Source organism: Bifidobacterium choloepi (assembly GCF_010667615.1).
In the GTDB taxonomy this organism is placed as follows: Bacteria; Actinomycetota; Actinomycetes; order Actinomycetales; family Bifidobacteriaceae; genus Bifidobacterium; species Bifidobacterium choloepi.
The window spans coordinates 1,309,163-1,322,579 of record NZ_VYSG01000001.1; the positions used below are offsets into that span (position 1 = coordinate 1,309,163).

The 13,417-nt window shown below is 62.7% G+C and carries 12 protein-coding genes and 2 tRNA genes; 8 read left to right on the forward strand and 6 right to left on the reverse strand.

Going from position 1 to position 13,417, the window contains the following annotated elements:
- Nucleotides 1-227: 227 nt before the first annotated feature.
- The 4 genes from F6S87_RS05180 to F6S87_RS05195 form a co-directional block, all read right to left on the reverse strand.
- Nucleotides 228-476 carry a carbon starvation protein gene (locus F6S87_RS05180; RefSeq protein ID WP_196779085.1) on the reverse strand — a complete coding sequence of 83 codons (249 nt, stop codon included), beginning with the start codon at nucleotides 474-476 and terminating at the stop codon, nucleotides 228-230.
- Nucleotides 477-734: 258 nt separating this feature from the next.
- Complete coding sequence (mmsB, locus tag F6S87_RS05185) at nucleotides 735-1,895, reverse strand: multiple monosaccharide ABC transporter permease (RefSeq protein WP_231129394.1); 1,161 nt, start codon at nucleotides 1,893-1,895, stop codon at nucleotides 735-737.
- An 86-nt stretch (nucleotides 1,896-1,981) separates the two neighbouring features.
- Entirely contained in the window at nucleotides 1,982-3,538 is a 1,557-nt protein-coding gene (locus tag F6S87_RS05190) for a sugar ABC transporter ATP-binding protein (RefSeq protein ID WP_163227491.1), read from the reverse strand.
- A 250-nt stretch (nucleotides 3,539-3,788) separates the two neighbouring features.
- Nucleotides 3,789-4,949 carry a substrate-binding domain-containing protein gene (locus F6S87_RS05195; protein WP_163227492.1) on the reverse strand — a complete coding sequence of 387 codons (1,161 nt, stop codon included), beginning with the start codon at nucleotides 4,947-4,949 and terminating at the stop codon, nucleotides 3,789-3,791.
- Between the two features lie 298 nt (nucleotides 4,950-5,247).
- Between F6S87_RS05195 and F6S87_RS05200 the strand changes: the two genes are divergently transcribed.
- From F6S87_RS05200 to F6S87_RS05225, 6 genes are all read left to right on the forward strand, one after another.
- Nucleotides 5,248-6,420 (forward strand): ROK family transcriptional regulator, encoded by a 1,173-nt coding sequence (locus F6S87_RS05200; protein WP_163227493.1) that lies wholly within the window; start codon nucleotides 5,248-5,250, stop codon nucleotides 6,418-6,420.
- Between the two features lie 19 nt (nucleotides 6,421-6,439).
- Nucleotides 6,440-7,258 (forward strand): ATP-binding cassette domain-containing protein, encoded by an 819-nt coding sequence (locus F6S87_RS05205; RefSeq protein WP_163227494.1) that lies wholly within the window; start codon nucleotides 6,440-6,442, stop codon nucleotides 7,256-7,258.
- 234 nt (nucleotides 7,259-7,492) lie between these two features.
- Nucleotides 7,493-7,822, forward strand: coding sequence for a hypothetical protein (locus F6S87_RS05210; RefSeq protein ID WP_163227495.1), 330 nt, complete (start codon nucleotides 7,493-7,495; stop codon nucleotides 7,820-7,822).
- A 296-nt stretch (nucleotides 7,823-8,118) separates the two neighbouring features.
- The gene (locus F6S87_RS05215) at nucleotides 8,119-8,742 is read left to right on the forward strand and encodes a carbonic anhydrase (protein WP_231129395.1); all 624 of its coding nucleotides are present in this window, start codon (nucleotides 8,119-8,121) and stop codon (nucleotides 8,740-8,742) included.
- Nucleotides 8,743-8,980: 238 nt separating this feature from the next.
- Entirely contained in the window at nucleotides 8,981-10,267 is a 1,287-nt protein-coding gene (locus tag F6S87_RS05220) for a hemolysin family protein (RefSeq protein WP_163227497.1), read from the forward strand.
- A gap of 126 nt (nucleotides 10,268-10,393) precedes the next feature.
- Nucleotides 10,394-10,876, forward strand: a complete 483-nt coding sequence (locus tag F6S87_RS05225; RefSeq protein WP_163227498.1) for a Dps family protein — start codon at nucleotides 10,394-10,396, stop codon at nucleotides 10,874-10,876.
- 229 nt (nucleotides 10,877-11,105) lie between these two features.
- Here the strand turns inward: F6S87_RS05225 and F6S87_RS05230 are convergent, their stop codons facing one another.
- Nucleotides 11,106-11,780 carry a M48 family metallopeptidase gene (locus F6S87_RS05230; protein WP_163227499.1) on the reverse strand — a complete coding sequence of 225 codons (675 nt, stop codon included), beginning with the start codon at nucleotides 11,778-11,780 and terminating at the stop codon, nucleotides 11,106-11,108.
- Between the two features lie 113 nt (nucleotides 11,781-11,893).
- Here F6S87_RS05230 and F6S87_RS05235 point away from each other — a divergent pair.
- Nucleotides 11,894-11,967, forward strand: a tRNA-Ile gene (locus F6S87_RS05235).
- A 25-nt stretch (nucleotides 11,968-11,992) separates the two neighbouring features.
- A tRNA-Ala gene (locus F6S87_RS05240) sits at nucleotides 11,993-12,065 on the forward strand.
- Nucleotides 12,066-12,562: 497 nt separating this feature from the next.
- Here the strand turns inward: F6S87_RS05240 and F6S87_RS05245 are convergent.
- Nucleotides 12,563-13,195: an NAD(P)H-dependent oxidoreductase gene (locus tag F6S87_RS05245; protein ID WP_163227617.1), complete on the reverse strand. Its 633-nt coding sequence runs from the start codon at nucleotides 13,193-13,195 to the stop codon at nucleotides 12,563-12,565.
- Nucleotides 13,196-13,417 lie beyond the last annotated feature (222 nt).

Consider the following 13,417-nt stretch of genomic DNA (forward strand, 5'->3'; position numbering starts at 1 on the left):
CAATCGCGATTCCAGCGGCGAGCTGTGAAACGGATACAAGAGGTCGTAAAACAGGTGGTTTCATCCATGAAACGCGCGGGAACGACCGTAAGCCATGCCAGTCGACATGGAAGGCGCCGCGCCTTCCGCAGCGGTGTGGAGGGAGCGGCGCCGGAGTTGGCGAGAATCGTGAAAATACTCACCGGATTCGGAAAACGGCGGAGGAACTGTGCCGGCGGGAGAAGTCGCTAGCGGTCGGTGTCCTTCGAGCCGTCGTCCTGTTGCGTGGACGCCGGATCCGGAACATTCCAGTCTTTGACGGCGCTGTAGCCGGTGTAGCCGATGACGACCGTCAGGCACAGCAGGAAGATGATGGACGACCAGGAAAACAGCGTGCCGTCCGCTTCCGCCTGCGTGATGCTCTGCACGAACCAGATGACGGTGGCCAGGCAAGTCAGGGCGTAGAGGCGGGCCCGGCTGGAAGTGGTGAGTTTCATGATGTCCTCGCTGACTCAGGAAAAGGAAAGAGAAATTAAGAAAAGAATAGAGGAAAGCAGTGGTTTGGTTCAAGAGGATGAACGATTCATCCACATCGCTGAGTTCGGTGTCCTGTGGCGGGCTCCTCCTTTCGTCCGGTTGTCGGGTGAAGTACTGTCGGAGGAATCGTTCCCCCGGCTCCGGCCGCCGGAAGGATGGCGACCGGAGCCGGGAGAATCGTTCGGCTATTCAATTTTCGGAGGGGCGAAGCCGGAAGGTCAGGCCTTCTTGCGCTTCGTCATGATGTCGATCGCGACGGCGGCGAGCAGGACCAGGCCCTTGATCGTCTTGACGACCGCGGAGTCGACGCCCATGATCGACAGGCCCTGGTTGATGACGCCCATGACCAGTGCGCCGATGACGGCGCCCGGGATGGTGCCGATGCCGCCGGTGACGGCCGTGCCGCCGATGAAGCAGGAGGCGATGGCGTCCATCTCGTATTCCATGCCGGTCTGGGCGGTTGCCGAGGACAGGCGGGACAGGACGCAGACGGCGGCGATGGCGGACAGGAAGCCCATGTGGACGAACAGCTTGAAGTCGACGAGCTTCGTGTTGATGCCGGAGAGGACGGCGGCCTTGCGGTTGCCGCCGACGGCGTAGACATGACGGCCGAAGACAGTCTTCGACAGGATGAAGTTGTAGGCGAAGACGAGCACCGCGAGGATGACCAGCATGATCGGGATGCCGCCCTGCGTGGAGTTGCCGGAGAGGGCGAGCAGGTAGGTGACGAAGCCGATGAGCAGCGTGGCGATGACGATCTTGGCGATGGCGCCGGACATCGGGCCGACCTCGAGGCCGTTCTTGGCGGCGCGCTGGCGCTTGCGCAGCACGGACCAGGCGAAGGCGACGATGCAGATGATGCCGACGACGATGGTCAGGCCGTCGAACTCGCCCCACCATCCGAAGATGTTTGGCAGGTAGTCACGGGCGATGGCGCGGAACGGCTGGGACGTGATCGGGACGGATTCGCCGACGATGATCGTGGCGAGGCCACGGAAGATCAGCATGCCGGCCAGCGTGGTGATGAAGCCCGGGATGCCGACGTAGGCGACCCAGAAGCCCTGCCAGCAGCCGATGATCAGGCCGACGACGAGGGAGATGAGGATGGCGAGGATCCAGTTGACGCCTTGCCGTTCCATCAGGATGGCGCATACGCCGCCGATGAAGGCGACGACGGCGCCGACCGAAAGGTCGATGTGGGTGGCGATGATGACCATCACCATGCCGATCGCCAGGATGATGACATAGGCGTTCTGCTGGATCAGCGAGACGAAGCTGTTCGGCTTGAGCAGCACGCCGCCGGTCAGGAACTCGAAGACGAGGACGATGACGACGAGGGCGCCGATGATGCCGATCGAACCGCCGCCCGAATTCTTCATCAGGCCGGACAGGAAGTTCTTGTTATCCTTCGGATCCTTCGCGTTCTTCGGATCCATCTTCTTTGCAGGCGCTGCGACAGGGGCGTTCATCGTGCAGCCACCTCCCTTTCTTTGGTCATGCCCTTCATCAGGTATTCCTGCGTGAATTGGCTCTTGTCCACGTTGTCGGTCACCACTCCCTGGCTGACGGTGTAGATGCGGTCGCAAATGCCGATCAGTTCGGGAAGTTCGGAGGAAATGACGATGACGGCCTTGCCGGCGTCCGCGAGCTTGTCGATGATCTCGTAGATCTCGTACTTCGCGCCGACGTCGATGCCTCGCGTCGGTTCGTCGAGGATCAGGATGTCCGGGTCGGAAATGACCCACTTGGACAGGACGACCTTCTGCTGGTTGCCGCCCGAGAGCGTGGAGATCAGCACGTCGATCGAGTTGCACTTGATGTTGAATTCCCTGCGGAATTCCTCGACGCGCTTGCGCTCGAGATCGTCGTCCATGATGCCGTGCTTGCTCATCTTCGTGAGGGCCGCCATCGAGGCGTTCTCGCGGATGTTCTGCAGCAGGTTCAGGCCGTTGCCCTTGCGGTCCTCGCTGGCGTAGCCGAGGCCGGCGTCGATCGCCGCCTGCACGTTGTTGAGCTCCATCTTCTTGCCCTTGACGTAGACGTCGCCGCTGATGCCGGTGCCGTACGAGTGGCCGAAGACGCTCATCATCATTTCGGTGCGTCCGGCACCCATCAGGCCGGCCAGGCCGACGATCTCGCCGGAGCGGACCGAGATGTTCGCGTTGTCGACGATCGTCCTGGACGGATCGTTCGGGTGGTGGACGGTCCAGTTCTCGATCTTGAGGTATTCCTCGCCGGGCTTGTTCGACTCGTGGTCCGGATAGAGGTTCGTCAGCGAGCGGCCGACCATCAGGCGGATGAGTTCGTCCTGGTCGAGCGGCTTGTCCTTCGTGACCTCCATGTATCCGACGGTCTGGCCGTCGCGGATGACGGTGACGTTGTCGGCAACCGCGGCGACCTCGTTGAGCTTGTGCGTGATGATGATGCTCGTCACGCCCTGCTCGTCGCGCAGCTGGCGGACCAGGTCGAGCAGGTGGGCGGAATCCTCGTCGTTCAGGGCGGCGGTCGGCTCGTCGAGAATGAGCAGCTTGACGTCCTTGGACAGCGCCTTCGCGATCTCGACAAGCTGCTGCTTGCCGACGCCGAGATCCTGGATCTTCGTGTCCGGATTCTCCGGCAGGCCAACCCTCTCGAGCAGCTTGATGGCCTTGGCGCGGGTCAGGTCCCAGTCGACGATGCCGTGCTTGCCCTGCTCGTTGCCGATGAAGATGTTCTCGGCGATCGACAGGAACGGGCTCAGCGCGAGCTCCTGGTGGATGATGACGATGCCGTCGGCCTCGGATTCGTTGATCGTGTGGTACTTGGCTTCCTTGCCGTCGAAGGTGATCGTGCCTTCGTAGGTTCCGTATGGATAGACACCGGACAGCACGTTCATCAAGGTGGACTTGCCTGCGCCGTTCTCGCCGCAGATCGCGTGGATCTCGCCGCGCTTGACGTCGAGGTTGACGCCCGACAGGGCCTTGACCGGTCCGAAAGTCTTGACGATGTTGTCCATACGCAGAACGGTGTCTTCTTGAGACATGTCGTTGCTCCTCATTCATGGGTATGGGGGTGGGGATGGTTCGCCGGTTTCGGGACGCGTTGGCCCAGGCCTCCGGCCGTTCGCCGGCGAACCATCGTTAGAGAGAAGGGGAAGGAAAAGAATTGGACTGGCCGGACGCCGGGGACGTTGGCTCCGGCCAGTGGCTCCTGATATCGGGAACGATTCATGCTCCATCGCGTGGATCGTTCCCTGTTCAATTATTCGTTGGCTGGAACGTCGATGACGACGGTCACTGGGCCGCAGTCAGCGTGTCGAAGCGCTCCTGCGTGACGTAGCCGGTCTCGACGAGCTCCGAGAGGTTGTCGATCGTGATGTTCATCGGGTCGAGCAGCAGCGACGGGACGTCGATGTTGCCGTTGTTGAACTCGCCGTTGATGCCGGAGACGTCCTTGCCCTCAGCGATCTCGATGATCATCTTGTAGACGGCGTCGCCGAGTTCGTCGACGTTCTTGTAGACGGTCTCGCCCTGCTTCTCGTTGGCGATGTTCGTGATGGCGATTTCCATCGCGTCCTGGCCGGTGATGACGGGCCAGGAGTCGGTGCCCGGGATCATGTCCGGACGCTTGGACTCGATGGCGTTGATGACGCCCTGCGAGATGCCGTCGTACGGGGACAGGACGGCGTCGAGCTTCTCGCCGTGGGAGTAGGAGGAGTCGAGGATCGATTCCATGTAGGTCTGGGCGGTTTCCGTCTTCCAGGACTGGACGGCGATCTTCTGCCAGTCGTCCTCGGAGAAGTCCTTCGTCACGCCGCCGCCGTGGTTGGACGGGCAGACGAGGGCGCCGGACTCGAAGTACGGCTGCAGCTTCTCCCACGCACCCTTGAAGAAGTACTTGGCGTTGTTGTCATCCGGGGAACCGGAGAACAGCTCGATGTTGAACGGGCCGGCGGCACCGCTGTCGAGGCCGAGCTCCTCGATGATGTATTCGGCCTCGAGCACGCCGACCTGCTCGAGCTGGAACGTCGCGTAGTAGTCGACGGCGTCGGTGTTCATGATCAGGCGGTCGTAGGCAATGACGGTGGCGCCGGCGTCGCGGGCCTTCTCGACGGCCGGCCCGACGGCGGAACCGTCCTTGGCGGCGACGACGATGATCTTCGCGTCGTTGTTGACCATGTTCTCGATGTCGGAATTCTGCTGCGCGGGCTTGTCATCGGCGTAGCTCAGGATGACCTTGTATCCGGCCTTCTCAAGCTTCTCCTTGAGGTTGCTGCCGTCCTTGTTCCAACGTTCCTCGGACTTCGTCGGCATCGAGATGCCGATGGTGGCGCCGGCCTCGAGCGTGGTGCTGTCGGAGGCCGATTCGCCCGAACGGCTGGAGCCGCAGGCTCCGAGCGAGAAGCACATGGCGATGCCGGTGGCCAGCGCCAGGATCTTCTTCGAGATGTTCATGACTTTCTCCATCTTCATTGAAGGATTGGTTATGTTGGTTGGTTTTGTTTGGATATTGGGTAGATGCTTGTGGAACTCTGAAAAGTCAGGCTACTTTGTCTGACAAAGCCCTTGGAAAAGGCTTGTGATTAGAATAACACTTTGAGTTCGAAAGTCAAACTCAATATTTTGAATTTTTGATGATTGTGTTTAGATTGCGAATTCAATGTTGGTCAAACCGGTGAAAATCCGCCAATTTTGCTAGGTAAATCCAAAACGCTGCGTTCGCGACACGCCGCTTATGTTTATGATGGAAACCATGGCAGGAAGAATCTTTGGATCACAGCGTTCGCTCAGGGAAGCGAACCGTGCCAACCTGCTGGAAACGGTCCACAAGTTCGGTGCAATGACGCAGGTCGAACTGGCGGAACTGACCGGGCTGTCCACCGCCACCGTCTCCGCGCTGGTGCACGAACTCGTTGACGACGGCAAGATCGAAACGCGCAACACCGTCCGCAACGGCCGCAGGGCCACGCTCGTCACGCTCGCCCGCAACCAGGGCCTCGGCGTCGGCATCATGATCAACCGGCGCGAGCTCGAGCTGCAGATCCTCGATTTCTCGAAGCAGTCGCTGGCCAACCACAAGCTGCCGCTCGCCGACGGCCATCAGCCCGACGAGACGCTCGACCGCGCGCAGGTGCTGCTCAGCGAGGCCATCGACGCGATCGGCGCCGACTTCTCCGAAATTGTCGGCATCGGCGTGGCGCTCGGCGCCCCGATCGAGCGGCGCGACTTCACCGTCGCCGTGCCCGGCATCATGACGAACTGGGACGGCTTCGACGTCAAGGGCCAGCTCGAGGACGCCTACCGCATGCCCGTCTACATCGACAACGATGCCAACGCCGGCGCGCTGTGCGAGGCGCGCATCGGCGCGGCCGCCGAGCAGGGCGTGCGCTCGTTCCTGTACGTGCGCGCCGGCAACGGCGTCGGCGGCGCCATCGTCATCAATGGCGAGGTCTGGCACGGCGTGACCGGCCTGGCCGGCGAGATCGGCCACGTGCAGATCGATCCGCTCGGCGCCATTTGCCTGTGCGGCAACCGCGGATGTCTCGACACCGTTGTCAACGAGGAGCGGCTGACGTCGCTACTGTCGGTCACGTACGGCAACCTCACGCTCGAGGACATGGTTCGCAGGGCCAACGAGGGCGATCCGGGCTGCCGCCGCGTCATCTCGGACGCCGCCGTCAGGGTCGGCGACGTCGCCGCGTCGACGTGCATTGCGTTCGACCCCGAAATGGTCGTTGTCGGCGGCACGCTGTCGCTGGCCGGCGAGACGTTCCTCGAGCCGTTCCGCGAATCGTTGGAACGAAAACTGTTTCCCGATGTCGTCGCGGCGATCGACGTACTGCCGGCCAAGTATCCTGTTGAGAACCCGGCAATCGGCGCGGCCATCATGGCCATCGAAAACGCGGAGCGGGCCGATCTCGGCTAGTCATGCGGGGGAGGGGACAATGAAGACCACACCGCTCATCGAGTTGCAGGACATCACGAAGAGCTACGAACACGTCGACGCGCTCAGGCGCGTCGACTTCGCCGTCAATCCCGGCGAGATCGTCGCCATCGTCGGCGACAACGGCGCCGGCAAGTCGACGCTGATGCACGTCATGGCCGGCCTGATCCAGCCGACCTCCGGCACGATCCGCCGCAACGGGGAGCCGATTACGATCCCGAGCGTGCGTGCCGCCGCCGACCTCGGCATCGCCACTGTCTTCCAGGGACAGGAACTGTGCGAGAACCTCGACGTCGCGTCGAACCTGTTCCTCGGCCACGAGGCGCGCCGCGGGGCCCTGAACACCGTGCGCGACGACGAGGCGATGCGTCGGCGCGCACGCGAGGCGCTCGCGACGCTGAGCGCCGCCATCCGGCCCACCCAGGCCGTCGCGTCGCTGTCCGGCGGCCAGCGGCAGACCGTCACGATCGCGCGAACCTTGCTGCACGATCCCGACCTCATCCTGCTCGACGAGCCGACCGCGTCGCTGTCGGTCATCCAGACAGCCGAGGTGCTCGAATACATCAAGCGGTTGCGCTCGCGCGGCTGTTCGATCGTCATGATTTGCCACACGCTGCCCGACGTCTTCGCGATCTCCGACCGCATAGCCGTCATGCGCCGCGGCCGCATCCTCGCCATCCACAACACCCGCGACGTCACTTACGAGCAGGTCATTGCCGAGATCTCCGGCGTGCGCGACCCCAACGAAGTCAACCGCAACATCCGCAAGATCAGCCGCCACGTAAGGCCCGTCGAAAGCGAGGACGGCCAGCCGGCGTGACAAGAATAAATCCCCTGGAAGGGAATCGGTTTGCTTGGCAGCTCCCTTCCAGAGAGCTTCTTCCTGTTGTGGCGTGTTGGGGAAAATGACGGCGCCGGGGTTCCCCGTCACGGGCCGGGTGCGTTATCGTGGATAGCAATCGCCGGATGAATCGTTCACGTTCACGACATCGAAGACGATGCCGTTCGCCGGCCGCCAACGCAACCAACGCCATGCTTCACGAAGGAGTGTCCCATGTCCGCCACCGAATGGACCGTCACCGTCATCGTCGTCCTCGCAGGGCTCGTCGCCGGGCTCGCGATGGGCGCGCTGCCGCTGCGCTCGCACAAGATGACCGAGCAGCAGAACAAGTTCCAGCAGCTCGCCGGCATCGCTGCCGTCGGCGTCGTCGTCGTGCTGATCATGCTCGACTTCCAGGTCGCCGGCTGGGCGATCATCGCCGCGCTGCTCGTCGGCGGCCTCGTCGCCAACATTCCGCCGGTCCACCGCTTGCTGCTCGCCCACTTTCCGGAACTTCGCCCCGCCGAGGAAGCTTCCCCGCTCAAGCGCGTGCGGAAGAAGTGAGGAGAAGCTCCTTCTCTTCCTCGTCGTGACACGAAAAAGGAGTTCTTTCGTCAGCGCATCGAGGCGCGGTGAATCGTGACAAGTGCCTATGCTGAGGGCAGCATTTCTTTTTCTGGAAGGAACGATTCATGGCCGAACATCCCGAGCACGCAGCAATTCCGTCCGTCAACGAAGCGCCGCAGGACTTCTGGGAGCCGGAGCCGGGAGCCGTCGCCGACGACACGACAGCGGCCGCCGATCCGGCCTGCGCCGCCGACGAACTCGACGACACCACGGCCAGCGGTGTCTGGAGCCGGCTGTTGAGCGGCAACCGCCGTTTCGCCGGGGACAAGGCGACGAACGCCGGCCGCGACGCCGCGGCGCGCAAGGCGCTCGTCGACGGCCAGCAACCGACCGCGATCGTGCTGAGCTGCTCGGACAGCCGCGTCGTGCCGGAGCTGCTGTTCGATTCGCCGCTCGGCGACCTGTTCACCGTGCGCACGGCCGGCGAGATGGTCGACGACGCCGTGCTCAGGACGATCGAGTTCGCGATCGACGGCCTCCATCCGAAGCTGCTCGTCGTGCTCGCCCACCAGCACTGCGCGGCGATCGAGGCATGCCGCCACGACGTCGACGAGCTGCTCGCGAAGACGGCGAAGGAAACCGGCAAGGATCCGGCCGATGTCATCGACGACCTCGACGAGATTCTCGACGGCTCGAAGGACCCGATGCTGCGGTTCGTCGGCACGGCCGTCTGGCAGGCGAAGATCGCCGACCTCGACTCGGCCGACGACTGCGAGCAGGTCGCCGTCGCCCACACGATCGAATACCTCGTCACCCACTCGGAAATCATCCGCGACGCCCTCGCGCGCGAGCGCATGATGATCGTCGGCGCCCGCTACCGCCTCGACACCGGTCTCGTCGAGACGCTGAGCTTCTGAGAAGAAGCTCCTTTCCAGGGAGCTGGCCGCGAAGCGGCCTGAGGGTCGACCGCACGACGTCGCGTAGCGACGAGAGCGCGCTGGAAGGCGAAGTTACGTTCCAGCGCGCTCTCGTCGCCTTCGGCGACGTCGGCGGTCGACCCTCAGCCTCGCTACGCTCGGCAGCTCCCTTCCAGGGAGCTTTTCTTTTTGTGACGTAGGCGAAAAGAACGCTGTTGGAATGTTCTAGGCTGGAGCCATGTCGCTTGGATTGAACATACTGCTGATTCTCGTCTTCCTGCTGCTGGGGTCGGTGTTCTCGGGCACCGAGCTCGCGCTCGTCAGCCTGCGCGGCTCGCAGCTCGACCAGATGGAACAGGAGGATGCCCGCGGCGCCCGCGTGGCGCAGATCGCCCGCGACCCGAACACGTTCCTGTCGACGGTGCAGATCGGCGTGACATTGTCCGGCTTCCTGTCGGCGTCGTTCGGCGAATCGGCGATCTCGCCGTACATCGTGCCGATCGTCGAGGGCTGGGGCGTGGCCAGCTCGGTCGCGGCGCCGCTGACGACGATCGTGCTGACGCTCGTCATTTCGTACTGCTCGATCGTCATTTCGGAGATGGTCCCGAAGCGCATCGCGATGCAGCGCAACGAGCAGATCGCGCGCGCCGTCGTGCCGGCGATCTCGGTGTTCGCGACGATCTGCAAGCCGATCATCTGGCTCATCGGCAAGAACACGAACGGCTTGGTCCGCCTGCTCGGCTTCGATCCGAACGAGACGGAGAGCGAGGTGTCCGACGAGGAGCTGCGCGTGCTCGTCAACTCGAATTCCAACCTGACGAAGGACGAGAGGACGATTCTCGACGACGTGTTCGATGCCTCGGAGACGATCGTGGCGGAAGTCATGCGTCCGCGCGCGGACGTCGTTTTCCTGGAAGGATCGTTGCCTCTCGACGAAGCCGCCGCGATGGTGCGTGACATGCCGTACTCCCGCTATCCGGTGACCGGCAAGGATTTCGACGACGTGCTCGGCTTCGTGCACGTGCGCGACCTGCTCGACGTGCGCGACCCGGCCGCGAAGACCGTCGCCGACGTCGTCCGCGAGGGCATCTCGTTGCCGGGCACGTCGAAGCTGCTGCCGAGCCTGTCACTGCTACGCAAGCGCGGCGTGCACCTCGCCGTCGTCATCGACGAGTACGGCGGCACCGACGGCATCGTCACGCTGGAAGACCTGACGGAGGAGCTTGTCGGCGACATTCGCGACGAGTACGATTTGCCGGACGATTCGTCTGCCACGCCCGAGGGCGTGTTCGTCAACGGCGTCGCGACGGTCGACGGCGGCATGACGATCGAGGATTTCGACGACCTGACCGGCATCGAGCTCGAGGACGGCCCGTACGAGACGGTCGCAGGCTACTTTCTCGCGAAGACCGGCAAGATGGCCGAGGTTGGCGACACCTTCAGCGAAGACGGCACGACGATGACCGTCACGGACGTCGACGGCCGCCGCATCGAGACGATCGAGGTTCGCAAGCAGGATGACTGATATCTCGGGATGCGAGAGCTTGTTGTGCCGAAAGCTGAGGACGGGGGAATCGTCATTGAATTCCGGGGAAGGCTCGGTAGGCTGAATCGTTACGAATACAAGCCGACCCACGGAAAGGTGGAGATGATGGCACTTGAATTTGTGATTCCCGGACTCGACGCGGCGACCGACGAAAAGATCATCCCGATCATGCAGGAATGCCTGAGCCACGAGCAGGAAGCGGCGCTCGTGCTCAAGCATGCCCACTGGAACGTCGCCGGCCCGAACTTCATCGGTGTCCACGAAATGATCGACCCGCAGGTTGATGACGTGCTCAACATGGCCGACGAATCGGCCGAGCGCATCTCGCAGCTCGGCGGCTCGCCGCTCGGACGCCCGGAGGACATCGTGCGGTTCCGCACGTGGCCGGAGTTCAAGCTCGAGGGCCGCCAGAACGCCCTCGACTACCTGCGCGCGCTCGACAAGTACTACGACGACTTCATCAAGGGCGAGCGCACGGCGATCAAGGAGCTCGACGAGCTCGACGTCATCAGCTCGAACATCATCCAGGACCACGTCCAGAACCTCGAGAAGTTCCAGTGGTTCATGAGGTCGTTCCTGATTCACTGAGTCCGGCAAGAGCGCCCTGGAAGGGAGCTGGCCGCGTAGCGGCCTGAGGGTCGACCGCCGACGTCGCCGAAGGCGACGAGAGCGCGCTGGAAGTGGAAGTGTCCCGTAAAAGCGATTTTCTACGGGACACTCGCGTTCCAGCGCGTCCGCGCGCCTTCGGCGCGACGGCCGGTCGACCCTCAGCCTCGCTTCGCTCGGCAGCTCCCTTCCAGGGCGCTTCTTTTTCTTTTCACCGCTCCTTTTCCAGGAGCGCGTGCTGGTTGAGCCTGCGCCGGCGGGCGCGCCAGTCGGGCAGGTAGCCGTCCATGCGACGCTGGAAGCCGGTGCCGTGTCCGCTTTCCCACAGATGCGTCAGTTCGTGGACGAGGACGTACTCGAGGAATTCGTCGTCCATCAGTCCCAGCTGGAGATTCAGCCGGATCCTGCCGGTCTTCGGCGTGCACGATCCCCACCTCGAACTCATGACGCGATAGCTGACGGCCGACGGCGACCGGCCGACGACGGGGCGATACCGCTCGAGCAGCGCCGGGAGCCTGGTGTCCAGTGCGGTCGTCGCCTTCTCCTTGAGCTCTGAATTCCACGTGAAACTATCTGTCACACCTTCTGTTTCACGTGACGCCTTTGCTCGCGCCTCGAGCATCTTGCGCTGTGCGCCGTCGATCCAGTCGGCGCGCTCGCGGACGAATCGTTCAATCTCCACCCGTGCCGTCCTCACCGGCGCCGTCACCTCGACGACGCCGTACGGCGGCTTGACCCGCAGGTACATGTTGCGGTTGTTCTTGCGCACGAGCGTAACCTGGCGCCCGTCGACGTCGAGCGTTTCGCGTGAAACGACGGCGCGCGGTGTGCCAGTATTGCGACGGCGCGCGACGAAGCGTCCCGACGGTCGATTTCCAAAAGCCATACGCGCCATTCTAGGCGCAACACGCCGAGCGGCACGCAGTAATTTGACATCGAGGTCGATGCTGGTAAGCTTTCTTTCTGTTGCGCGCGAGAGTGTGCAATGCATCGCAAGATGGGCCCGTAGCTCAGGTGGTTAGAGCGCATCCCTGATAAGGATGAGGTCGGAGGTTCAAGTCCTCCCGGGCCCACTTTTGGAACCTAGGGTTTCAACTTGGGGCTATGGCGCAGCTGGTAGCGCATCTGCTTTGCAAGCAGAGGGTCGCCGGTTCGAACCCGGCTAGCTCCACGGGTGCAATGACGGCAACTCTTCCAATTTTCCTTTCACTTTCCTTCAACATATTGGATCACGTTTCGTCGCGTATGTACTGAGGTTCGCCGACGTGCATGCCCGACTGCCACATTGCTCCGCTTTTCTCGTTTACGAGGGATCCCGCTACATTCCACTGTGCAGGAATGCAAGCTAGAATGCCCGGCAGACGCACAATTGCGTGCGTCGTCCGGAACGCGACCGCCCGGCGCCGCAAGACGCCGGCACTTTCCCCTTCGTCGTTCCGGGCCGGGCATTCTTTTATTTTTCTTTACTGTTTGATGTCACAAACCCCAGCCGAGAGCTCGGGTTTGTGATGTCAAACAGGGGAAAAATCGCACGCTGGTTGCACGGAAGTTGCACGACACGCCGTGCTCCCTCCGGATACCGCAATCCCGTGATCGGATCACAGATTCGTGACATCCAGGCATCCGGACGACAGACAGGCTGCAACATGCCGGCGGAGTCATCCCGATTCAGATCCTCACCTTCCCCAGCAGCTGTTGGCGTTGCTCGAGGGTGAGCTTGTCGACCTGCGAATAATTGAGCCAGCGGAAATGGCGGATACCGGTCTTGTAGCACATGCCGAAACGCATGGCCTTGGCGATCGGCTTGCAGAACAGCAGATGGTAGATCCACTTCGGCGTGCTCATTGTCGTGACGATGACAACCTCGACATCGCGCTTGAGCTTCGTCTGCATGATCTTCGCGTCCTTGGGCTGCGTATAGAGGATGTTCTTCGCGTAGACCTTGTCCAGGAAGCCCTTCGTCATCGCCGGCATGAGTTCCCACCAGATCGGAAAAATAAAGATGATGCGGTCGGCGGCGAGCATGCGCCGCTGGTAGTCGGCGACCTGGTCGTTCATCGGCACGCCCTTGCGCCAGTTGGCGAGGTCGGTCTTTGACATGACGGGATCGAAGTGGTCGGCATGCAGGTCGGCGAGGTCGACTTGCTCGCCACGCGCCGCCAGCTTGCCGGTGATCGCCTTGCACAGCGCTGCCGAGAACGACCGGTCGTGCGGCACGTTGTCGCACGCCGTCGCCGTGTACGGATGGTCGAAGACGATGAAGTTGCGTTTCGTCGTAGCGCTATTTGCGGCAGTAGTCATATCTGCCACGCTAGCGTCCGTCGGCTCGGATCGGTCCCGCAGTTTGCCGTAGTTGAACGATTCACCCGAATGTCGAGGGAAAATGTCCAAGAGAAAAACCTCTCTCTTGAGGTGTGGGGGGGCCCCCCGCCGGGGGGGGGGGGGGGGGCCCCCCAAGAAACAAGGTAGAAAAGACACCCCCCCCCCCCGGGCACGGCGGGGGCGGTGAGTGTTGTTGGTTGG